Source organism: Nonomuraea sp. NPDC049625 (assembly GCF_040675285.1).
GTDB lineage: Bacteria > Actinomycetota > Actinomycetes > Streptosporangiales > Streptosporangiaceae > Nonomuraea > Nonomuraea angiospora_A.
In genome coordinates, this window is record NZ_JBFAOQ010000008.1 from 310442 (window position 1) to 332860 (window position 22419).

The 22419-nt window shown below is 68.7% G+C and carries 22 protein-coding genes; 11 read left to right on the forward strand and 11 right to left on the reverse strand.

The genetic code is table 11. The features are described 5' to 3' along the window. Window positions 1-24 precede the first annotated feature (24 nt). Window positions 25-438, reverse strand: a complete 414-nt coding sequence (locus tag AB0J87_RS33455; protein WP_363971598.1) for an HIT family protein — start codon at window positions 436-438, stop codon at window positions 25-27. A gap of 287 nt (window positions 439-725) precedes the next feature. Here AB0J87_RS33455 and AB0J87_RS33460 point away from each other — a divergent pair, with 287 nt between their 5' ends. The 3 genes from AB0J87_RS33460 to AB0J87_RS33470 all read left to right on the forward strand — a co-directional run bounded on the left by AB0J87_RS33460 (window position 726) and on the right by AB0J87_RS33470 (window position 4111). After that, window positions 726-1436 (forward strand): GNAT family N-acetyltransferase, encoded by a 711-nt coding sequence (locus AB0J87_RS33460; protein WP_363971600.1) that lies wholly within the window; start codon window positions 726-728, stop codon window positions 1434-1436. A 171-nt stretch (window positions 1437-1607) separates the two neighbouring features. Beyond that, a complete protein-coding gene (locus AB0J87_RS33465) occupies window positions 1608-2579 on the forward strand; it encodes an NADP-dependent oxidoreductase (protein WP_363971602.1) in 972 nt (323 codons plus the stop codon). Between the two features lie 266 nt (window positions 2580-2845). Further along, the gene (locus AB0J87_RS33470) at window positions 2846-4111 is read left to right on the forward strand and encodes a hypothetical protein (RefSeq protein ID WP_363971604.1); all 1266 of its coding nucleotides are present in this window, start codon (window positions 2846-2848) and stop codon (window positions 4109-4111) included. Window positions 4112-5601: 1490 nt separating this feature from the next. Here the strand turns inward: AB0J87_RS33470 and AB0J87_RS33475 are convergent. The 6 genes from AB0J87_RS33475 to AB0J87_RS33500 form a co-directional block, all read right to left on the reverse strand. Continuing rightward, the gene (locus AB0J87_RS33475; protein ID WP_363971606.1) at window positions 5602-6030 is read right to left on the reverse strand and encodes a hypothetical protein; all 429 of its coding nucleotides are present in this window, start codon (window positions 6028-6030) and stop codon (window positions 5602-5604) included. 177 nt (window positions 6031-6207) lie between these two features. Continuing rightward, window positions 6208-7374 (reverse strand): hypothetical protein, encoded by a 1167-nt coding sequence (locus AB0J87_RS33480; RefSeq protein ID WP_363971608.1) that lies wholly within the window; start codon window positions 7372-7374, stop codon window positions 6208-6210. Between the two features lie 27 nt (window positions 7375-7401). After that, on the reverse strand, window positions 7402-8487 hold the full coding sequence (locus AB0J87_RS33485) for an enolase C-terminal domain-like protein (RefSeq protein ID WP_355199997.1): 1086 nt from the start codon (window positions 8485-8487) through the stop codon (window positions 7402-7404). Between the two features lie 17 nt (window positions 8488-8504). After that, window positions 8505-9389, reverse strand: coding sequence for a carbohydrate ABC transporter permease (locus AB0J87_RS33490; RefSeq protein WP_350727272.1), 885 nt, complete (start codon window positions 9387-9389; stop codon window positions 8505-8507). Next, window positions 9386-10231, reverse strand: coding sequence for a sugar ABC transporter permease (locus AB0J87_RS33495; RefSeq protein ID WP_350727271.1), 846 nt, complete (start codon window positions 10229-10231; stop codon window positions 9386-9388). The genes AB0J87_RS33490 and AB0J87_RS33495 overlap by 4 nt, the downstream gene beginning before the upstream one ends. Further along, window positions 10218-11510, reverse strand: a complete 1293-nt coding sequence (locus AB0J87_RS33500) for an extracellular solute-binding protein (RefSeq protein ID WP_363971611.1) — start codon at window positions 11508-11510, stop codon at window positions 10218-10220. Before AB0J87_RS33500 ends, AB0J87_RS33495 begins: the two co-directional genes overlap by 14 nt. Before the next feature lie 108 nt (window positions 11511-11618). On the opposite strand from AB0J87_RS33500, the gene AB0J87_RS33505 reads away from it, so the two are divergent. Continuing rightward, entirely contained in the window at window positions 11619-12275 is a 657-nt protein-coding gene (locus AB0J87_RS33505; protein WP_363971613.1) for a GntR family transcriptional regulator, read from the forward strand. A 23-nt stretch (window positions 12276-12298) separates the two neighbouring features. After that, window positions 12299-12604 carry a PfkB family carbohydrate kinase gene (locus AB0J87_RS33510; protein ID WP_363971615.1) on the forward strand — a complete coding sequence of 102 codons (306 nt, stop codon included), beginning with the start codon at window positions 12299-12301 and terminating at the stop codon, window positions 12602-12604. 32 nt (window positions 12605-12636) lie between these two features. Here AB0J87_RS33510 and AB0J87_RS33515 read toward each other — a convergent pair whose 3' ends face one another. Further along, on the reverse strand, window positions 12637-12990 hold the full coding sequence (locus AB0J87_RS33515; protein ID WP_363971617.1) for a hypothetical protein: 354 nt from the start codon (window positions 12988-12990) through the stop codon (window positions 12637-12639). Between the two features lie 779 nt (window positions 12991-13769). Here AB0J87_RS33515 and AB0J87_RS33520 point away from each other — a divergent pair. Together AB0J87_RS33520 and AB0J87_RS33525 are read left to right on the forward strand one after the other, a co-directional pair. Then, window positions 13770-14543: an oxidoreductase gene (locus tag AB0J87_RS33520; RefSeq protein WP_363971619.1), complete on the forward strand. Its 774-nt coding sequence runs from the start codon at window positions 13770-13772 to the stop codon at window positions 14541-14543. 56 nt (window positions 14544-14599) lie between these two features. Continuing rightward, window positions 14600-15343 carry an SDR family oxidoreductase gene (locus AB0J87_RS33525; protein WP_363971620.1) on the forward strand — a complete coding sequence of 248 codons (744 nt, stop codon included), beginning with the start codon at window positions 14600-14602 and terminating at the stop codon, window positions 15341-15343. 77 nt (window positions 15344-15420) lie between these two features. On the opposite strand, the gene AB0J87_RS33530 is transcribed toward AB0J87_RS33525, so the two are convergent. After that, window positions 15421-16401 carry a LysR family transcriptional regulator gene (locus AB0J87_RS33530; protein WP_363971622.1) on the reverse strand — a complete coding sequence of 327 codons (981 nt, stop codon included), beginning with the start codon at window positions 16399-16401 and terminating at the stop codon, window positions 15421-15423. 314 nt (window positions 16402-16715) lie between these two features. Here AB0J87_RS33530 and AB0J87_RS33535 point away from each other — a divergent pair, with 314 nt between their 5' ends. Further along, window positions 16716-16922 (forward strand): hypothetical protein, encoded by a 207-nt coding sequence (locus AB0J87_RS33535; protein WP_363971624.1) that lies wholly within the window; start codon window positions 16716-16718, stop codon window positions 16920-16922. Window positions 16923-17404: 482 nt separating this feature from the next. Further along, window positions 17405-17629, forward strand: coding sequence for a hypothetical protein (locus AB0J87_RS33540; RefSeq protein ID WP_363971626.1), 225 nt, complete (start codon window positions 17405-17407; stop codon window positions 17627-17629). A gap of 157 nt (window positions 17630-17786) precedes the next feature. Here the strand turns inward: AB0J87_RS33540 and AB0J87_RS33545 are convergent, their stop codons facing one another. Then, entirely contained in the window at window positions 17787-18947 is a 1161-nt protein-coding gene (locus AB0J87_RS33545) for a DUF5685 family protein (protein WP_363971628.1), read from the reverse strand. Window positions 18948-19334: 387 nt separating this feature from the next. On the opposite strand from AB0J87_RS33545, the gene AB0J87_RS33550 reads away from it, so the two are divergent. Next, window positions 19335-19844 carry a hypothetical protein gene (locus AB0J87_RS33550; RefSeq protein WP_363971630.1) on the forward strand — a complete coding sequence of 170 codons (510 nt, stop codon included), beginning with the start codon at window positions 19335-19337 and terminating at the stop codon, window positions 19842-19844. A 626-nt stretch (window positions 19845-20470) separates the two neighbouring features. Here the strand turns inward: AB0J87_RS33550 and AB0J87_RS33555 are convergent. Beyond that, window positions 20471-20929 (reverse strand): integrase core domain-containing protein, encoded by a 459-nt coding sequence (locus AB0J87_RS33555; protein WP_363971632.1) that lies wholly within the window; start codon window positions 20927-20929, stop codon window positions 20471-20473. Window positions 20930-21224: 295 nt separating this feature from the next. On the opposite strand from AB0J87_RS33555, the gene AB0J87_RS33560 reads away from it, so the two are divergent. After that, the gene (locus AB0J87_RS33560; RefSeq protein ID WP_363971633.1) at window positions 21225-22127 is read left to right on the forward strand and encodes an NADP-dependent oxidoreductase; all 903 of its coding nucleotides are present in this window, start codon (window positions 21225-21227) and stop codon (window positions 22125-22127) included. Window positions 22128-22419 lie beyond the last annotated feature (292 nt).

Consider the following 22419-nt stretch of genomic DNA (forward strand, 5'->3'; position numbering starts at 1 on the left):
ACCTCTCCCGATTCGGTCTCCACGCTATGAGGGGAAGCGCATGTGATCGGCCAGTGGCGACAGCGACGACAGTGGCAGTTCCCGATGCGTCCATGCCTGCCTGAGATCCTCGGGGGTGTAGCGGGGAAGCAGGTGAAGGTGGAAGTGGAACACGGTCTGCCAGGCCGTAGGGCCGGTGGCGTGCCAGATGTTCATCCCGCCCGGTTCCAGCGCACGCCGCAGGAGGGCGGCGGTATGCACAGCACCCCGCATCAGCAGGCCCGCGCGATCCGGACCGATGTCGGTCAGGTCGCGACAGTGCTCGCGGGGAACGACCAAGGTGTGACCGCGAGTCGCCTGCGAGATGTCAAGGAAGGCGACCACGTACTCATCGGAGTAGACGATCTCCGCGGGGATCTCCCCAGCAACGATGCCGCAGAATGTACAGGTTTCCGTCATGGCCGCCCTTCCTCCACTTGATCGAACCAGAGCGTAGCGACGCCGGATCAGGCGCAAGAGAGCGAGGCATGTCCGTCGAAGCTGGGCGCCGACCGCAGGCGGGCGGGACAGGCGCTGCCAGCACCCGGTTACCGAGCCATCCCGCAGAACGGGCGAGTTGTGAGAGAGGTGGCGAGACAGCGACCCAGGCGAACGCGGCGATGACCATGCGGCATGCTGGCCTCGCACGACTCCTCATGCATGACAATGGCCACCGTCAATCCGCACGACACGAGAGGCACAGCACGATGGTGAACCGCGACGGCCAGGCCGCTGCACTCGACGACCCGGTGGGTGAATCACTACGCGGTCACCACGCACACCTCGCCCGCCGGCTTGGACGGGCTACCACCTACCTGCCGGAAGTGGCGACCTTCTCCGCGGTAACCGGCGACCCGGGCCCGCAGGAGTGGGCCGACCTCGCCCAGCTGCTGGGGCGAGGCGAGTTCGCCGACATGTTCAGCTGCGCGGCCACACCACCGTCGGACTGGCAACCGGTCTTCGTCCTCGAAGGCCGTCAGATGATCTGGCCCGGCGGCAGCCGGCCCGATCACCCACATGGCACGACCGTCACCGGTGTGGTCGAACTGGGCGCGGACAGCGTGCCCGAGATGCTCGACCTCGTCGCGCGGGCGCAGCCGGGACCGTTCTGGCCGCGCACCCACGAGCTCGGCGCCTATCTCGGCATCCACGACAACGGCACGCTGGTAGCAATGGCCGGCGAACGACTCCGGCCACCGGGATGGACCGAGATCAGCGCCGTCTGCACCGCTCCCGAGGCACGCGGGCGAGGCCATGCCGCCCGCCTGATCACTGCGCTCGTCGCGCGTATCGCCGCTCGAGGCGAACGTCCCTTCCTGCACGTGGCCGAGGCCAACACCGACGCGATCGCCCTCTACGAGCGGCTCGGCTTCGAAACCCGCAAGCACGTAACCTTCCGGGGGTTCCGTACACCGTGACCGCCTGCGCCGCGCCTGGCTTCCAGCGACTTCTCGCGGATGTACGCGCGCTCGCACTCGGCCATCCCGGCGAAGAAAGCGAACAACGCCGCCCCATGCCCGGCAGGGCTGTAGAGCCTCTACACCGACGGGGTCTTCTTCATAGCCCTCGGGTACGACCTCGTTCGGGAGATGACGTCGTACGCGGACGCGTGTAGGCGAGGGCTGGACATAGGGGGATTCCGGATGAAGGCGATTGTGGTGACGGACAAGGCCGCGGGAACGGCCGGGATGACACTGGTGGAACGGCCCGAGCCGCAGGCAGCGCTGAACGACGTCATCGTCCAGGTCCATGCGTCGGGATTCGTCCCGACCGAGATGGAGTGGCCCTCGACCTGGACCGATCGCCTCGGCCGTGACCGAACACCGTCGATCCCTGGGCACGAGCTGGCCGGAGTGGTCACCGCTCTCGGCTACGGCACCAGAGGCAGGTCGGTGGGACAGCGGGTGTTCGGCCTCACCGACTGGACCCGCGACGGCACCCTGGCGGAGTATGTGGCCGTCGAGGCACGCAACCTCGCACCGCTGCCCGGCGACGCCGACTTCACAGTGGGCGCGAGCCTGCCGATCTCGGGACTGACCGCGTGGCAGGGACTGTTCGAACACGGCCGCCTTCAGGCAGGGCAGAGCATCCTCGTACACGGCGCGGCCGGCGCAGTCGGGTCGATGGTGACGCAACTCGCACGAGAGGCCGGCGCCTACGTCATCGGCACCGGACGCGCCGCCGACCGTCAAAAAGCGCTCGACTTCGGCGCGCAGGAGTTCGTCGACCTCGAGAACGACGCGTTGGAAGACGTCGGCGAAGTCGACCTGGTTTTCGATGTCATCGGCGGCGACATCGGCAGGCGGTCCGCAGGCCTGATCCGAGCCGGAGGAACACTGGTGTCCGTCGTCGGACCGGCCGAGGCGCGGCCCGCCGACGGCCTGGCGATCGACTTCGTCGTCGAGTCCGATCGCGCCCAACTGAGTGAGATCGTCCAGCGGGTGCGAGACGGACGACTGCGGACGAACATCGGCAACGTCGCGACCCTCGACGAGGCCGTCGCCGCCCTCAACCCGACCGAGCGACGCACGGGGAAGACGGTCATCCGCGTTCGACCGTGAGGACTCCAGGACGCGATCATCGGGCGGCAGGCTGGCAGTCGCTCAAGCCGTTTTGAGCAACCGCACAGACGGCAACGCTAAAGATCTGCAAGCCTGCCAAGGACTGCCGGTCAGCGCATGAATCGCATATTCGAGCCCTACACCGTGCTGGCGTGCGCCGGTCGGCAACCTCGATGGCGGCGGCCCCGGCCATCCTTCTGACCAGCAGGTATCACAGAATGCGATCGCGGGTAACGACCGCTTGGAACAATGAGTGACTGAGGGGGATGGCGATGTTGGATGGCCGCTGGATGCACGGTGTGCTGGCTGCGCTGGTCCCGCTGGGGCTGACCGCGGGCCAGCCCGGCCCGTCCGGGTCTCCGGCGCGGGAGAAACCCCCGGTCGTGCTGTTCCCCGCGTTCCATTTCACCAAGCTCCAGGCGACCGTACGCGACCAGACCACGGCGCCGGACTGCCCGCGCTCTGGCACCTTCCAGGACTGGTTCCGCAACGACCGGCCGAGCAGGTTCAGCCAGATCTGCCGAGACCGGCTGCTCACCCTGCGCTACCGCGACGATCCGTCCCTGCCGATGCCGCGGCGCTTCGCCGAGCAACCGGGCGTCACCGTCGAGATCATGGAATACGGCCGCACGGACAGCGCACCGTACTACGAGGCTCTCTACCGCAGGCTGGAGACCAACGGGTACGTCCGCGACCGCGACATCCGGGTCGCCGGGTACGACGCCCGGCTCACCCCCGACATGGGCGGCTTCTTCGAGCGCACCCGCCGGCTCATCGAGGACACCTACCACGACAACGGCGAGCGGCCGGTGCACCTGATCGGCCACTCCAACGGGCCGCTGTATGCCCAATACCTGCTCACCCACACCAGCCAGGCATGGCGAGACCGCTACATCCACGGCTTCACCCCGATCGCGGGCAACCTGCCGGGGCAGGGCCTGATGTACTCCCTGATGTTCACCGGGCAGAACATCCAGGACTTCGGCTACCCCACGACCAGACAGAACGCGCGGAGCAGCGCGCGGATGTACCAGAGCGCCCCCTCGACCTACATGAGCGCCGCCGACCCGGCGATCTTCGGCGACCGTGAGGTCGTCATCCGCGACTCCTCGACGGACCGCTCCTACACGCCTCGCGACTATCCGCGCCTGTTCGCCGACGCGGGGCTGCCGACGGCCGGCAAGATCGCCGCGTACTACATCGGCTTCGTCCGGTTCGCCGATCCGAGGTCGTTCCCCGACGTGGACGTCTACGGAGAAAAGGGTTCCGGCCTGCCCACGGTCGTCGGGGCCCGGCTGGCGAACCTGTCCACCGGCCAGATCGCCGACCCCGGTGGCTTCCTGCGACGCGACGGCGACGGTAACCAGGAGGACATCACCAACAACGCCATCCTGGCCTGGCGGGCCATGCACTGCCATCACTTCAGCCTGACAGACAATCCCGGCGTGGAGCACGGCGCGCTGCCCAACGACCCCGCCCTGCTCGACCGCCTGGTCACCGTCCTGGGCCGACCGCGCACCCGCTGCCGGTAGCCTGCTCCACATCGTCGCACCAAACCGGGCTGAGAGGCGGCGTCGTGCTATTCAACCCCGCGGCGGTACGCACCGAGCGTTACCGATACCGGGGAGCGCAGATACCCGAGCCCTGGGCAAGCACAGCATGAGGAACGCCAGGAAATCCATTGGGGCTTGTGGAGCGCCCGGTGCTCAGTAATGGGCACGCCGGGGGCGAAGGGCGGGTCAAGGAAACGGGCCGGTCGAAATACCGGTACCGCGCCTTGGCCCGAACCTACCCCAGGTCCGATGCTCCTATAGATGTCAAGCGGCGAGTTCACGATCGGTTTTGGTGATGATCTGGTAGAGCTCGCGGGCGATATAGCGTTTGAGGCAGCGGATGATCTCTTTCTTGGAGAGTCCCTCTTTGGTGCGTCGTTCCATGTAGCTGCCCCGGCACGCCGATCTGGTGCGGCGGCGCGGGACCTTCAAACGCCGTAGCCAGGGCCGGCCTCCCACCCGCGCCTCCCATCCGGACCTTGGTACTTCGTGTGGGCCGCGAGAATCCGCTGTGGGGTTACCGGCGGATCGCCGGGGAACTCGCCGCTCTGGGCTATCGGGTGGGAGTCTCCACAGTGTGGCTCATCTTGAGCAAGGCCGACATCGACCCGGCACCGCGCCGCGCCGCGCGGGACCATGTGCGGTGTCAAAACTCGTCCATGGCATCTGACCTGGCCTTCTATCCTCGGCACGCGTGTTCCTACGCCTGCTGTATCTGCTGATGGTCCGGTTGTTCGGCTGATTGACGCTTCTCGCGCGGGGCGACACCTCCAAGAAAGTGGCGATCCTGGTGCTGCGTCATGAGGTCGCCGTCCTGCGTCGCCCGGCCGCAACCGGATTGGGCCGACCGGGCGCTGCTGGCCGCACTGGCGCGACTGCTACCCACGCGGCTTCGCCTTCACCGGATCGTGACGCCTGACACCTTGTGAGAATCCCCGATGGGGGCATCGGCGGATCCGGGGTGAACTGCTCGGGCTCGGCCATCGGATCGGAGAAGGCATCATCCGCCGTATCCTCGCCGCGGCCGGCCTGGGTCCAGCACCATGCCAGACCTCGCCGAACTGGCGACGGTTCCTCACCTCGCAAGCCTCCGGCATCCTGGCGTGCGACTTCATACACGTGGACACCGTGTTCTTCAAGCGCCGGTACGTCTTGTTCGTCATGGAGATCGAGACACGCCGTGTGCGCTTGATGGGCGTCACCTCCAAGCCGACCGGCGCATGGACCACCCAGCAAGCCCGGAATCTGCTGATGGACCTGGGTGAACGCGCCAGCGCCTTCAGGTTTCTCAGCCGGGACCGTGACGGCAAGTTCTCCCGCTCGTTCGATGATGTGTTCACCGCCAGCGGTATGCGGGTCATCAAGACGCCCGTGCGGTCGCCACGGGCAAACGCGTTCGCGGAACGGTTCGTGGGAACGCTACGCCGTGAGTGCCTCGATCACCTGCCGAAGGACCGTCACTGGACTGATCAACGAGTACCGCAGAGCGGCCGGATCGCTCTACGAACGCCCAGCTCAGTAGTCGTATCCACGTTTTGGCACCGCACAGGCTGTCGCGCAGCAGGAAGTAGCTGGGCAGGACGACCATCAGCCAGATCAGCGCGGCGCTGCGGCGTGCCGGGCGTCGCGGCGATCTGGCCGCCGAGGCCGCGCCGATCCAGGCCGCCTTGCGCGAGCGGCACCTGGGCCAACCGGCTGCCATCACCGCCGCACACGCCGCCTCCACACGGTCGCTGGTCGCCGTCCTTGTCACCCTGAACGAGCAGGTCGCGGCCCAGCACAAGGAGGTCGAGGCGCATTTTGAGCAGCACCCGGCCGCTGAGATCATCTGCTCCCAGCCCGGGCTGGGAGCGATCCTCGGCGCCCGGGTGCTCGCAGAGTTCGGCGACGACCCCCACCGCTACACCTCAGCGCCCCGCCATCGCCATCGGCCCCGCCGCGATCATCGACAGCGCCGGCCTGGTCTCGGTCACCTACGTCGGAACCGCCGGCACCGTCGGTTGGAGAGGAGGACGAGCCGGAGCCGGTTGGTGCCGATACCCACGATCCCTGCTCGGCGCCCGGGATCGCCGGACTCAGACCAGGAGCGGGGCGAGGTGGTTGGTTCGCGTTCCCTCGGCGGAGGTCAGGTAACCGCGCAGCCGCCCCGCGATGCTGCCCAGTTCGCCGGACAGCGCGTACGACGGGCCGTACAGAGCGGGTGGCCGGATCGCGGCGACCTGTGCGTTGAGGTCGGTGACCAGGCCGGCGCTGGTGCCGCCGTTGGGCACGATGCGGATCGTGTAGTCCAGGATGCTGTCGGCTTCCCCGCCGATGATGTGGGCGCCGGGCAGGATGCCGATGCCGGTGTCCCAGTCCATCGAGTTGCGCACATTCTCGAACACGGCCGAGGTGGCGTGCTTCGTGCCCGGGTTCTTGGAGAAGACCACGGCCACGTTGGGGGTGGTCCGGTGCGTGCCTTCCTGGTAGACCATGGCGTAGCCGCTGGTGGTGCTGGTCGGCGTCCACGGGTAGTAGGGGATGTTCTGGCCCGCCCGGTACCACTCGCTCGGGTCGCCGTTGGCGTCGAGTCGCAGCGCCAGGGCGGTGAAGGCGTCGGCGGAGCGCAGGAACGGCAGCCAGTTCTCCAGGTAGAACTCGACGTTCGCGACTGTCGTTCCGGCGTTGACGACCTTGGGCAGCCGGATGACGCGGCGGATCTCCAGCGTGCCGTTGGACAGTCTGGTGTAGCGGGTGAGCTGCGGGACGGCGTCCGATCCCGCGAAGTCGGCGACGAGTTCGGCGTACCACTGCCGGTCGGCGATGGTCCACACGTCGGTCGCGGTCGGGGTGGTCCGCTCGACGCGGACCGTGCGCTGGTAGGCGCCGGGGCGGGTGCCCGCCTGGTTGACGTTCCAGCGCCGGTCGAGGACGTCGGTCGCGGCTTCGACGTTCAGGCCCCACAGGACGGCCTGCATGACCCGGTCGGTCTCCTCGCCCTCGTAGGTGGGCGAGAGCAGTGGCCGGTAGCCGGTCGGGCAGTGCCGCATCTGCGGGATGCAGCCGCCACCGCCGAGCCGGAAGTCGAACTGCTCCCTGCCTTTCCAGGAGTTGCGCTGCCACACGTCCGTGCCCTCGGTGAGCAGCTTCCACGTCCAGCCCTTGGCCGCCGCCGCGGCGGGCGTCGCCGCGATCAGGGGTAGCGTCGCGGCGGTCGCCAGAACGGCACGCCTGCTCAGGCTGGTGCTCCGTTTGTCGCTCATGTTGGTGTTCTCCTTTGCTGGGGGAATTCAGGAGGTGTAGGGCTCCAGCCCGGCCGGTACGGCAGTGCGCTCCCATTCGGCCTCGTATCCGATGCCGGGCGCGGTTCCCGCGTGGACGAGCCCGTTGGCGTCGACCGCCTCTTCCCTGGTCACGGGGTTGGCGGGGACGAACGACTCGTAGTAGGTGGTGTTGGGGATGGCCATGCACAGGTGGGTGTGCACGATGCCGCCGCCGTGGACCTCGGCGCGCATCCGGTAGGCGTCGGCCAGGTGGGCGATCCGCATCGCCCCGGTGACGCCGCCGCGCAGGCCCGCGCTGGTGCGCACCGCGGTGGCGGAGCCGTTGGCGATGAAGTCGGCGGTGTTCATGTGGGCGCCGTCGCTGGTCTCGGCGACGATCAGAGGTACGTTCACTTTCTCCGCCAGGCGCTGGTAGGCGGTCGCGCTGAACTCGCGCATCGGCTCCTCGTACCAGAGGTATCCGGCCTCGGACAGGACTCTGCCCAGCTTGATCGCGTCGAGCAGGTCGAACCCGGCGGATCCGTCGTACATCAGCGGCACCGAGTCGCCGACGTGCTCTCGCAGTGCCGCGCACAGGGCGATGTCGCGGTCGACGTTCCCCCAGGCGTGCAGCTTGATGGCCGGGTAGCCCAGTTCCAGGCACTGGTCGGCGACGTCGAGGTACTCGCTGACGGTGGCGAAGGTCGAGGTGGAGGCGTACGCGGGGATGGCGGTGCGGTACCCGCCGAGCAGTTGGTGCACCGGCAGCCCGGCGGCCTTCCCCGCGATGTCCCACAGCGCCACGTCGACCAGGCCGTGGATGTAGAGCGGCATCTCCTCGATGCGGTCCAACTCCCAGACCCGGTGCCACAACCACTCACGCTGCAGCGGGTCGGCGCCGAGCAGTTCGGAGCGCAGCCGCCGGTCGGCGATGTCGGCCAGGATGGCGCCGCGTTGGCTGTAGGCGTAGCCGGTGTGCCCGTCGTCGGTGGACAGCACGAGCCAGCCGCCGGTGTGCGCGGGCTCGGACCCCGGCAGGCCGTCGCGCCAGCGGAAGGCGGGTGTGACGGCGGGCTGCGCGCACAGAACGACGTCGACAGCGGTGATCTTCACATTCACTCCGTTGCGGTTCAGTTCTTGACGGCGCCGTCGAGCAGTCCGCGCACGAGGTGGCGCTGGGCGAACAGGAAGACGAGCGCCACGGGCACCACGGTGAGCACGCCCGTTATCGCGGCTTCTGGCCGGTGGATGGGGAGATCGCTGCCTCCCAGTGCCGGGTTGAGCGCCGGTGAGCCGGAGATCAGCACGCCGAGCCCGACCGGGAGGTTGAAGGTCTCGTCGTCGCCGAGCATCACGAACGGGAGGAAGTAGTTGTTCCAGTTGCCAATGAAGGCGAAGAAGGTCAGCAGCGCGATCAGCGGCTTGCCCAGCGGCAGGGCGACCCTGGCGAACAGGGCGGCCTCCGAGCAGCCGTCGATCCTGGCGGCCTCCAGCACCTCGCGCGGCAGCAGGGTGGAGAAGTAGATGAAGGCGAGGTAGACCCCGAACGGGTAGAGGCTGGCGGGCAGGATCACCGACCAGGCGGTGCCGGTGAGCTGGACCGCGTTCACCTCGAGGAAGAGCGGGAGCACGAGTGCGGCGGGTGGCACGATCATCGCCAGCAGCGTGGCGATGAGGATGACCCGCCGGCCGGCGATCCTCGTCGCCGCCAGCGCGTACCCGGCCAGCAGTGACGTGGTCACCGACAGCAGCACCGCGCCGCCGGTGTAGACCGCCGAGTTGACGATCCACTGATAGATGACGCCGTCGTTGAAGGTGGTCAGGTTCCGCCAGGCGGTCAGGTAGCCGTCGAGCGAGCCGAAGGACAGCGGATGCCCGCCGGTGATCTGGGCGTCGGACTTGGTCGGCGCCAGCACCAGCCACACCAGCGGCAGTGCGCAGGCCAGGGCCACCAGGCCGAGCACGACGGACACGGACGTCCGCCACACCCACGGCCCGCCGAGCCGCTCGGTCATCGGTCGACCTCCGTCTCGAAGAACTTGGCCTTGAACACCAGGAAGCAGGCGGCCACGGTGCAGACGGCCAGGAGCATCAGGCACAGCGCGGCGGCCGCGGCGAAGTCGCCGTTGTCGAAGGCGAACAGCAGGCCGAGCTGGTTCAGCGACCACGACTTGGAGCCGGTGAAGGCCACGCCGTACAGCAGTTGCGGCTCGATGAAGATCTGCAGTCCGGCGGTGAAGGCCAGGATGACCATGTACACCACGTACTTGGAGATGAGCGGCAGCTTGATCCGCAGGGCCGTCTGCCACCAGGTGCAGCCGTCCACCTTGGCGGCCTCCAGCACCTCGCGCGGCACTCCCTGCAGCGCGCCGTACATGATGACCACCCACTGACCGAAGCCGGTGGCGAAGGCCATCAACGCGAAGATCATCACCAGGTACGACGGTTTCAGCACGTCGTTGCCGGTCCGCATGCCCAGGCCGTGCAGCAGCGGGGCAAAGGGGCTGAGCGCGGGCTGGAGCATGACGTACCAGAGGAGCACGCTGGCCGAGCCGGTGACCGCACCCGGCAGCATGTAGACCAGGCGCAGCGCCGTGCCGTACAGGGGACGCTGGTCCTGGACGAACAGCGCCAGCAGCAGCACGCCGATCACCATGACCGGCAGGTACAGCGCCATGAACAGCGACACGTTGCCCAGCGCGGGCAGGAAGCGGAAGTCGGCGATCGCGTTGCCGTAGGCCCGCGGGTCGCTCAGGGACTCGTAGAGGGCGTACATCACGGGGCCGATCCCGAAGACCGCGAGCAGCACCAGGTACGGGGTCACGCACAGCCAGCCGAACAACTTACCCGACGTCATAGCCCTGTGCCTTCGCCAAATTCACCAGCTCGGCCTGCAACGCGTCCAGGCCGGCCCGGACACTGCCGCCGGAGCGGATCGCGGGGACCACCGTCTGGGTGAACGCGCCCTCGACGTCGTAGCGGGTGGGCTGCTGCACCGGGTTGACCTTGGCCGCCTGCTCCCGCATCACCGGGAACGGGTCGGACGCGTAGAACGGGTCACCGGCCAGCCGCTTGGCCCACGCGTCGGCCGAGGGGCCGTAGGCAGGGTAGGTCGGCGCGCCCTTCTGGTAGCCGGCGTCGGTGGTCATCCACTGGATGATCTCGGCGGCCCCCTTCATGTTCTTGGAGTGGCGCGAGACCAGATAGACGCCACCACCCGCGCTGCCGGACCAGTTGGTCGTCTCGCCGTCCCAGGACGGGTACGGCGCCGCGGCGATCTGCCCGTTGGGGGTGGCGAACAGGTCCTTGGGCTTGAACAGGTAGTCGCCGAGCCAGGAGGCCCCGGGCAGCATGAGTACTTTGCCCTCCTTGCCCAGCTTGGCCATCTCCGGGTCGAAGAGCCCCGCCTTGGTGACCGAGCCGTTCTTGACCAGCGGGTCGAGCACGTCCGCGACCCGGGTGCACTTGGGGTCCTTCAGGTCGATGTGCACCTTGTCCGGCCCGGTCACCTGCTGGATCGGGCAGCCGCTGGACCAGAAGTAGTCGTAATAGGTGAAGAAGCTGCCCGCGCTGCCGATGACGTAGCCGGGGTGCTCCTTGGCCACCCGCTCGCCCAGCGCCCGGTAGTCGTTCCAGGTCTTGGGGAGCTCGTAGCCGAAGCGCTCCATGAGCGGCTTGTTGTACCACAGCACGGTCTGGGCCAGGTCGTTGCGCAGGCAGTACAGCTTGCCCCCCACCTCGCAGGGCGCGTTGGCCGTGCCGAAGTCCTTCCGGATCTGCTCCTGCACCAGTGAGTCGAGGGGCTGGGCATAGTCGAGCTTCCCGGCGAACTGGGAGACCATGTTGGGCTGCCCGGCGAAGACGACGTCCGGCCAGCCCTTGCCGGTGCGGTTGAACAGCTGGATCTTCGTCAGCAGGCTCTGCCCGTCGTAGGTCTCGACCTTCATCTTCAGGTTCGGGTGCGTCTTCTTGAACTGTTCGAATCCGGCCAGCCGGGTGGGGTCACTCCACACCAGCAATGTCGCGTCACGATCCTCGGTGATGGCACCGCTGACGGCTGCGGGCGTGTTGGACGAACAGGCGGCGAGCAGGGCGCCTGCGAGGCACGCCGTTAGGGGGATGCGAAATCTGATCACAGCTGCCTCGACAAAATCGTGTACGATGTCTGAAGTCAGATGTTGCATGCATGTTACGGCGACGTCAACCCCCATTTGTCGCTATGTTGTGAACGTCAGGAGGCTTGGATGACCGACTCACCCGCGCCGGCACCGGCGCTCCCCCGGCGGCAAGTGCTGGCCGACGACGTGTACGACGTGTTGCGAGAAATGCTGCTCAGTGGCCACATCCCACATGGCAGCCGGGTCAAGATCGACGCCCTGGCGGCCCAGCTGAAGATCTCCAACACGCCGATCCGCCAGGCCCTGGGCCGTCTGGAGGCCGACGGCCTGGTCAGCAAGCACCCCTACCGCGGCTTCGTCGCCGCCGACCTGCCCGACCACAAGACGATCTCCGACCTGTACGAGTGCAGGCTGCTGCTCGAACCTCCCACGGCCGCCCGTGCCGCCCGGGAGTTCCGCGCGGAGGACCGGGCGTTCCTGCGCCGGCAGATCGACGTTCCCGGCGGCGACCTCACCATGCTGGCCAAGGCCGACGAACTACTGCACGGCAAACTCGCCGAGATGGCCAGGAACCTGATCGTGGCCGAGACGCTGGAGCGGCTGTTCGTCCGTTCGCGCGCTTTCCGGATCTTCTACGCCCGGGAAGGCGCCGCCGAGCTCACCCGGGACGAGCACGAAGCCATCGTACGAGCAGTCGTGGCGGGCGACAGCCCGGCTGCGGCGGCCGCGATGACCGCCCATCTGCGATCGGCGGGAGAGCGAATGCTCGCGTCACTGCCGTGAGATCCAGAGGTCCGCGGCCGCCGATGCCAGGGGCTCTGGTGGCCGACGGCGGCGAGGTCACCCACGTCAAGGCCCATCTGGTCATCCCGGTCGACGCATCCGGCGCGGGCGAAACGTTCGACGGGGCCTTCGCCGCGCGCCTGCTGCAGAGCGCCACCGCCGTCGAAGCCGCCCGGTACGCGGCCGTGGCCGCCGCCATCGCCACCACCGGACACGGCGCCGTCCACCCGATCCCCCTCCGAGCCTCTGGCGTGCCCGGTCGGGACTCATCGCGGCGGCGCCGACCGCCGCGCCCCGAAGCTTCCCCGTACTCCGGACGCCTGACCTGAGGTCACCCCTGATCGAATGCGAGCCCTGATAGCTAGGCGCGTGCTGGGGGGCCGTAGGGGCTGACGGCCAGATACGTCTCCGGCGTCGCCGCTTCGAGGAGTCCCTCGTCGCCTTCGAGGTCGAGTTCTGGCTCCTGGGGACGGCGCAGCAGATCACTCCAGTCGCTTGTCGCTCCCCGCTCGTAGGCGTCGCGGAGCCGGGGGCGGGCTTCCTCCTGCTGCTGGCGGAAGATCCGCCGCTGGGTGAGTCGCTGTTCTTCCCGAGCGTCGTCGCTGAGTTCCTGGTCATCGGTCAGCTGGTCCTCGGCGCGGTGAGCGCACGAGCCGAGAACCCTGCTGCCGGCGGCCAGTTGCTCCCACCCCTTGCGGAGCGTGCCGAGACCCACGTCGCCCCCCCTTGGCCTCGATCAGCCAGTACAGGCCCTCTGCCTGGTGCTGCCCCCACAGGTCGGGCAGCTTATTCTTCGGGTTCTTGAACGTGTCCAGCAGGGCGGGGATCGGCAGGCCCACTCAGACATCGTCATACCCAGCCGGTAGGCGGCTGCGTTCTTCGCGCTGCGCTCGGTGCCGTACGCGTACACCGGGTTCAGGGTCAGGCGTTGGCCCGTGGTGCCTCGTACGGGGTGCTGAGGCTTGACAGGGTGCGTTCCGAGGTAGGCGTACAACGGGGAAACCCGGGCGACGAGTTCCCCGTGTGCATACTGCGGCTGATTCTGCAAGTGCGGGGTGGCATCTCGGCCGACCTCAATGGCGGCCTTGATGATCTCCCGCCAGGTGGTCGTCGAGACGTACCAGCCGTCGGTCGCCGGAAACCCACCCGCCCTCGCCCACGGCTTGTGCTTGGCCGTCCGCCACGACGGTCTCTGGCCCGAATACCACGCGTCGCGTCAGAGCGTGCAGCATACGGCCAGGCCGCCGACGTCACCACCCGGGCAGCCCCGGCCCAGGCAGGACGAACACTGTGGCGACAGCAGGCCTCGCGGCATCGGCAGCCGCGACGCCCATAGGAATTCCCTATGGCAGCTGCTGATATTCCATCTTTGCCTCTCGTTCTTCTCCGGACATACCGTGAATCGGGTCGACGAGGCGCGCACCGCGATTGCTCGAAAGATTCGCGCTGTGCCCGCGCCGAGCGAATGAGCAAACAATCGAAAGGAATGGCAGCATGACCACGGTCGAAAACGGAGCTGAGCCGCGAGAGCTTAAAGGAAAGCGAGCCCTGGTCACAGGTGGTTCCCGCGGAATCGGAGCGGCCGTCGTACGCCAGCTCCTGGACGCGGGCGTCGAGGTCTTGGCCACCGCCAGGTCGACCACGTACACGGCGCCGGAGGGAGCCGCCTTCGTGACGGCCGACATCCGGACACAGGCCGGGACGGAGGCGCTGGCCACGGCCGTGCAGGAGACGCTCGGCGGGGTGGACATCCTGGTCCACAACGCGGGTGGTGCGCGGGCCAATGCGGGCGGCAGCGCCATGACGATCCCCGCCGAGGACTGGCAGGACACGCTGGAGCTGAACCTCCTGGCGGCGGTGCGACTGAACTCGCTGCTGGCACCGGGGATGCGGGAACGGGGATCGGGGGCGATCGTGCACATCTCCACGGCCGCGCTCCTCCCGCCGGTGCCGGCGTTCGCGCACTACCAGGCGGCGAAGGCGGGGCTGGAGAGCTACAGCCGGGCCCTGGCCGCGGAGCTGGCCCCGTTCGGAGTCCGGGTCAACGCCCTGGGCCCCGGCAGGACCGCCACGCCCGGCGGCGAGGAGACGCGGAGGCGGTGGGCGAGCGACAACGCGGAATCGGGCGCGACCGCCACACCCCCGCTCGGGCGCGACGGCCGGCCTGACGACATCGCCAACGCGGTGCTTTTCCTCGTGTCCGACCGGGCGAGCTGGCTCACCGGGACCTATTTCTCCGTGGACGGCGGCGAATACCCCAGGAACTGACGCCGAAAAGAAATTCGGCGTCGTACTTTCACATCGAACAACGAAGGAATAATGGCATGGAAAAATACAGCGACAAGAATGTAGTGGTCACCGGTGGCGGCAGCGGCATCGGGCTCGCGATCGCGAAGTTCCTGGCGGACGGCGGAGCCCGCGTGGTGATCACCGGCCGTTCTCAGGCCACGCTCGACGCCGCACGAGAGCGGTTGGGCGAGAACGTGGTGGCCTTCCGCGGCGACGTGTCCTCACTGTCCGACCTGGACGCCCTGGCAGACCAGGTGAAGGCCGAGGTCGGCACGATCGACGCCCTGTTCGTCAACGCGGGCATCACGCTCCTGACGCCTTTCGAGTCGACGACCGAGGAGGTGTACGACGAGCTGTTCGCGATCAACGTCAAGGGCGCCTTCTTCACCGTGCAGAAGCTCGCCCCGCTGCTGAACACGGGTGCCGGCGTCGTCCTCACCACCTCGGTCGCCGGCGCCGTCGGCATGCTGGACACCAGTGTCTACGCGGCCGGCAAGGCGGCGGTGCGCTCCCTGGCCCGCAGCTTCTCCCGCGAGCTGCTTCCGCGCAGGATTCGCGTCAACGCGATCAGCCCCGGTCCCATCGACACGGGCATTCTGGAACGCTCCATGACCAAGGAGGACGCCGAGCAGTTCAAGGCGGAGCGCGTCGCGGACAATCCCATGCGGCGTTTCGGCACCCTCGACGAGATCGCCACCGCGGCCGCGTTCCTCGCCTTCGACGCGACGTACACCGCGGGCGTCGAGCTCGCCGTGGACGGCGGAGTCACCCAACTCTGACCGGCCCCACGCCCGGCCACTACGCCTCATGGCACACCGCGGGCTGGATCACCTTCCCCTACACCGTCCTCGAACCCTCAGTGGAACGAGCGATCACGGCCCAGGACGAGCTGTTCGGCGGCGTTCACCGCGGCAACCTCATCGTGCAGCTCACCGGCCCCAGCGCCTGACCGGCGAAATGAGGCGGAGCTGTCCCAGGTCTCCTGACGCAGGAGCTCCAGCAGAGCGGTCGCCGCCGGGCCCGCGTCGGACCGGACCACGGCGATGACAGGCTGGGACACAGCCGGGAACACCGGACGCGCGAGGTGCTCATAACCGCGGGGCACCGCGGAGGCCGGGACGAGCGTCACCCCCAGGCCGTGGGCGGCCCACCGAACGGCTGTCGCCGTCTGGGACACGCGGGCGACCGTGGCCGGGGTCAGCCCGTCGTTCCGCGACACCTCCAGCAGCACGCCGTCCAGTGCGCTGTCGCGGTCGAACCTGACCCACGGCTCCCCTTCCAGCTCGCGCAGCTCGACCCGGTCCGCGGCGAGCTGCCGGTGCCCGGCGCCCAGCACCACGACGAACTCCTCCTCGCCGAGGCGGTGGGCGTCCGCGGGGCTCCGCTCGCACGCGGCCATCAGGGCGAGGCCCAGCGCACCCCTGCGGCACAGCCGATCCAGCTCAGCGGAGCTCGACTCCTCGAAGACGGTGACCTCCAGCCGCGGGAAGCGGCGCCGCAGCACGCTCAGCGCGCCCGGCAGCTGCCGCGTGCCGAAGCCCAGCTGCGCCGCGACGACCAGCTCCCCCACCAGATCATCCGCGCCGGCCCGCGCCGTTGCCCGCGCCCGCCGAGCCGCGTTCACCGCGACCTCCGCCTCCTTCAGGAACGCCCGGCCGACCGCGGTGGGCACCAATCCGGCCGACGTTCGCGCGAACAGCGTCACGCCGAGGTCACGCTCCAGGTTGCGGATCTGCTGGGACATCGACGGCTGGGCGACTTGCAACAACTCCGCCGCCGCCGTCACCGAGCCCTCCGCCGCGACCGCCAGGGCGTACTCGAACTGGCGAAGGCTCATCAGCTCCCATCCCTCCTGGGGCGAAGCGTGACCCACCCCGTCGTCATCGTGTCCCGAACCACTCACGTCAGCCGGATTCCACGACCGGCGATGAACATTCTTCAGCCCACCCGGCACCCTCGCCTCAACACACTCCCGTCCCGAACCCTTCCCAAAGGTGACGCCGTTCCGCTCTGTCGGTACCGGCCACAGAGCCGGCTCACCGGTGCGCGCCGCACCCTCGCCGTGATAAGCGATCCGCGGAACTACCCTCGCCCGCCACCGCGTCGGTAGCCCGCGCGGTCGGCGGACGCTGTTGTCGTGAGAGAGCGCGGATGCGGGCTGACAGGACCAGGATCCCGGTCCACGACGTGAACACATGCGAAGGCACCCCCCACCCCCAGGTCGGTGGCCTGTCACTGAACCGGGAGAGGCTGAGCGTCAGCGGCGCGACAGGCCAGGCGCTCGTCGTCCTCCACCCCGACCCCGGCACCGACAGCGCCGACAAGCTGGCGCTCCTCGCGTCCGTCATGCGGACATGACCCCGCCCGTGCCCAGCCACCCGGCCGAGTGATCCAGCCCGAGGTGCTCTGCTTCCTCGCCTGGCCGCGCTCCAGGTCTCATCACGTGCACCGTAGTCGCGGCGGACGGCAGATTCACCGCGATCCAAACGGCTGACCATGACTCGATCATGGAGCGATGGGCGCAGTCCTGTCGCCGCGAACTCCTCGACCGTCGCCTGCTGTGGAACGAACGTCATCTGCGCCATGCTCTGCGCGAGTATGAACGAATCCACAACCAGCACGGCGCCCACCAAGCCCGGGCCCAAGCGGCCCCGCCGCTTCCCGTCCCGGCCCCGATCACAGACCCCGAGCGGATCACCAACCTGAACATACGCCGAAGAGACCGGCTCGGCGGAGTTCTCCACGAGTACTCATATGCAGCTTGAAAGGCGCAGTGTTCACGACTGTAAACGGAGCGCCGCTGCGGCCGGACTACCTCACTGGTCGCTTCCGCCGCCTGGTTGCCGCCCCCGGTCCGGCTGCACGATCTGCGACATGGCGCCGCCACGCTGGCGCTGGCCGCGTACACCGATCTGAAGGTGGTGCAGGCGATGCTCGGACGCGCCAGCATCGTGCTCACCGCCGACACCTACGTCTCAGTGCTGCCAGAGGCCGCCCGCCAAGCTGCCCAAGAGACGGCCCAGCTGGTGCTGAACGCCGCGTCCACGCTGGGGCCAGGCCCCTGACGGCACGTGACGGGGCGTACGAGCACGCACCGAGCACGGCTGACCGCCGGGGCTGGGGTCTGACGGCACGCTCCGGGGGTCGCGATCCTGACCGGGCGCTTCGGCATCGGCCACCGGGCTTGTCGCCCAGACCTTGCTGACGTGACTCCCGCGGGCGTCAGTCGCAGCCGCAGCTGCAGCCGTCGCAGCAACAGCCGTCCTCGCCCGGGCAGCAGGAGCAGCAGTTGCCGCAGCAGTCATAGCCGGAGCAGTCGAAGCGCTCGCAGAAGGAGCCCTCGCGGTCCTCGTCCCAGGCGGGCCGGTACAGGCCGCACGTGCAGCAGGTCAGTGCGGCACACGCCAGCGACAGCAGCCCGCCGGGATCCCGCTTCGGCGGCCGTCCTCCTGGCGGCGCGCCGGGATCGCCGGGCGCGTACCCGGGCGGGTGGCCGGTGCCGTGGGTTGCGGCGGTGGCGAAGGCTCGGGAGACGGCGCTGCCGGTCTCCCGCACCAGCAGGGCGCGCGTCAGGCCAGGTCGGGGCAGGTCCAGCTCGTCCACGGCGGCGCGCAGCTCGGCGTGCGCGGCGTCGCAGTGGCGGCGCGCCTCGTCCAGGCCGGTGCCGGTGGCGGCCAGCGGGTTGTACGCCCCAGACGCCCGGTCGTCGGCCAGGTCCTCCACCGCGTCGATCAGGTGTGCCAGCTTCCCGAATCCGCGACCGGCCGCCTCCAGGGCCTCCCGGTTGTGCGGCTTCCCCGCGAGCACTGCGGTGTGCGCGAACGCGGCGGCGACGGCGTCCTCGGTGGGCCCCGTCAACTCTCGTAACCCGGGCGCCGCGCTGCTCCCCGGGGGCGCCTGGGCGGGGGCGCGTTCCAGGAGGGTCTGGCGGCCGGCCGCTGCCGTCAGCGGGGTGGGGTCGAACCCCAGCGTGCCGGCCATGGCCGTGCCGGCCGAGGACCAGCGGCCCGCCAGGCGGGTGGCGCCGACGGCCACCGGGCGGCGGGCGTACACGCCGTCCCCGTCCGCTACGTGGTCGCTCACCTTGCCGGCCGCCAGGAGCAGCGACACCGAGGCCGCCAGCCGTACCCCCTCGGACTCCACTACGTCGGCGCCCTTGAAACCGCGTAGCGCACACGGGCCCGCCCTCCGGCGCGACGCGGACGTGGGCGACTGGGCTTCGGTGAGGACGGACACGAGCAGGCCGTCGTAGTTGGTCACCAGACGGGACAGGTGTCCGTGCTCGTCGCGGAGCGCCAGGCAGAGCCCGCACAGGTGACCCATCCAGTCCGCGTAGAGCCCTTTGCACAGGACATGCTGACACGGGCGGACAATGCCGAACATTCGTCCCCTTATGTGCGTTGGAGAGCCAACCGTAGCACCAGGCTGCCGGTAGATACCGCGGCGGCGAACGGATCCGCAGGAAGGAGAAGGTGCCCTCACCGATTGGCCTGGAGCACTGCGCCTGCCGACCTAAAAGGACCAAAATCGTTTGGACAACGGGTACCCACATGGCCATCGTTTGCCGTGATCGGATCCGGCTCGGTGCGCAGCCGCGCCGCTTGTCTGACCACCACCCGCGGGTTAGAAGCTCCGAACGGATGGCCAGCGGCAAGTCGTTACGTCTGGGCCCGCACCTGACCAGCTTGGGGTCATCCACCGGAGCAGATACGCCCTCGGTCGACGTGGTGCAGGCCCGGCGAGGGCGCTGAGCTCGTCGTCGCGGTCGGCGTGGTGTTTTCGCGCGACCGCGTCGTCGCGATGCGGCCCAACGGCGCCGCGTCCTTCCGGTTCACCGACTTCGACCGCATCTCGGGGGAACGGGGCGAGTACGGATGCGCGCCGAACGTCTACCTGTACCCCATGGCGACCCCACTGACGATCCCCGCAGCGCCACGGCCGGCCCTGGCGGCGCGGGACCTGCACGGCTGGTACAAATGGGGCATGAACGAATCCGTCGGGTATCCCCCGCGGCCGAACGTGCCGGCGGCCCGGCGTGTCTACAGTCGAACGTACCGTGTGTGGGCCCGGGTGCTCCTGTGGACGCCGATCGCGCTCACGGTGGCCGGTGTCGTCCTCGGCCTGGGGCTGTTCGCGGCCGCTGACGCCGACCCGACGTACGGTTCGTCCGCGCTCGGCTATCTCGGCCTCGTTGTGTGGGGCGCCCTCGCGGTTCTGTCACCGGTCCTGCTCGGGTCGTTCATCGCCGGGCTGGTCATGCTGAACCGCACGCGCAATTGAGGTCGCGGCGGGACGCGGCCCGACCCAGAGTGCCGGTACGCGCCTCGATGACCGCCATGACGGCTGCCGCTTGCGCCGGCCAACGAGTGCGGCAGGGTCGGCGCCGTGCAGCGCGTGCGGATCCAGTTCCGGGATCATGGCAAGCCGCCACCTGTTGGCCACGTACTCCAGAAATCTCCCACCTGTGAGGTTCCACGACACGTGCCGCACCTGCGCGTCCTGGCTGAGCCATTCCAGGACGGGCACCCGCGCGGCGTAACCGAAACCGCCGGGGATCAGTATGCCGTCCAGATAGTCGTTGCCCGTGCTATGGCGAGGACGTCGTGTTACGTTGCAAGCGCCTCGTCGAGCTGCGGGCTCGGGTGGGTAGGGATAAGCGGGTCGGCTGGGCCGGGCCCGGCGGTCTCCACACGTTCGGCGCGGAGACCGTTGTGCCTTTCTTCTCGCTCGATGGCTCAGTGCTGTCGCCCTTATGGCACGAGTACGGAACCTGGCCAGACTCATCCTGTGCCGCTCGAATATTGAGTTACGTAGGCTGAGCTGCGGTTAAGCGGCGTGGCGGTATTCGCTGATCATGCCCGCGACGACGGGTTTTCGGTGGATGGATCGCAGGGCGTTGAGGTCGGTCACGTCGCGGGCGGGCCGCGGTGCGGTGTCTGGGGACGTTGTTGCCGGGACTGGTGCGGCCGGTGCCCGTTGTAGGGAATCAGGTACTCGCGAAGCACCTGGGCCAGATGGCGTTCGTGGAGGATCAGCATCCGGTCCAACAGTTCGCGGCGCAGGGTGCCGATGACCCGCTCGCAGATGGCGTTCATCCTCGGTGTCTGCGGCATGGTGGCGATGATCCGAAACCCTTCGGCCGCGAACACCTCTCTGAACGCGGAGGAGAAGAGTGGATCGCGATCGTGGATCAAGAACCGCAGCTCGGCGATGCGCTCCCCCAGGTCCATGACGAGGTTGCGGGCCTGCTGGACCGTCCACGCCCCGGTCGGACGCGCGGTTACCCCACCCAGATGCAGCCGCCGAGTGCCGTGCTCGATGAAGACCAGCACATCCAGCCGTTTGAGCAATACCGTCTCGACCACCAGGAAGTCGCACGCGTTGATCGCGTGGACCTGAGCGGCCAGGAACTGCCGCCAGGTCGGCCCAGCCAGGCCAACTCGCCCTGAATCCGCCTATCCCCAGGTCGGGTTCTCCCGAGCCATCCGCACCATGAGTGTCTTGACCGGCCGGCCGGCGGGTGCCGGGCCGTGCCGGGCGCTGTCTGTCGGTGAAGGTCCACTTGTGTCCGGGTACGACCTCGTCCGGGAGATGACGTCATACGCGGACGCGTGTAGGCGAGGGCTGGACATAGGGGGATTCCGGATGAAGGCGATTGTGGTGACGGACAAGGCCGCGGGAACGGCCGGGATGACGCTGGTGGAACGGCCCGAGCCGCAGGCAGCGCTGAACGACGTCGTCGTCCAGGTTCATGCGTCGGGATTCGTCCCGACGGAGATGGAGTGGCCCTCGACCTGGACCGATCGCCTCGGCCGTGACCGAACACCGTCGATCCCTGGGCACGAGCTGGCCGGAGTGGTCACCGCTCTCGGCTATGGCACCAGAGGCAGGTCGGTGGGACAGCGGGTGTTCGGCCTCACGGACTGGACCCGCGACGGCACCCTGGCGGAGTATGTGGCCGTCGAGGCACGCAACCTCGCACCGCTGCCCGGCGACGTCGACTTCACAGTGGGCGCGAGCCTGCCGATCTCGGGACTGACCGCGTGGCAGGGACTGTTCGAACACGGCCGCCTTCAGGCAGGGCAGAGCGTCCTCGTGCACGGCGCGGCCGGCGCAGTCGGGTCGATGGTGACGCAACTCGCACGAGAGGCCGGCGCCTACGTCATCGGCACCGGACGCGCCGCCGACCGTCAAAAAGCGCTCGACTTCGGCGCGCAGGAGTTCGTCGACCTCGAGAACGACGCGCTGGAAGACGTCGGCGAAGTCGACCTGGTTTTCGATGTCATCGGCGGCACCATCGGCAGGCGGTCCGCAGGCCTGATCCGAGCCGGGGGAACACTGGTGTCCGTCGTCGGACCGGCCGAGGCGCGGCCCGCCGACGGCCTGGCGATCGACTTCGTCGTCGAGTCCGACCGCGCCCAACTGAGTGAGATCGTCCAGCGGGTGCGAGACGGACGACTGCAGACGAACATCGGCAACGTCGCGACCCTCGACGAGGCCGTCGCCGCCCTCAACCCGACCGAGCGACGCACGGGGAAGACGGTCATCCGCGTTCGACCGTGAGGACGCGAAGACGCGAAGACGCGAGGACTCCAGGACGCGATCATCGGGCGGCAGGTCGGCACAACCAGGACGACATTCCCCGGGCAGCTCGGTGCTGATCCGCTCTGACCTGTCGAAGGATGCCGACCTGCTGGTGCTCCGTCACGAGAACCAGATGCTCCGCCGTCAACTCGGTCGCCGGCCGCGGTGGGAACCCGCCGACCGGCGCTGGCTGGCGGCGTGGTCTTGGCTGGTTCGCCGTCGCCAGTGGGCGGAGCTGTTCCCGGTCACCCCGGCGACGATCCTGCGTTGG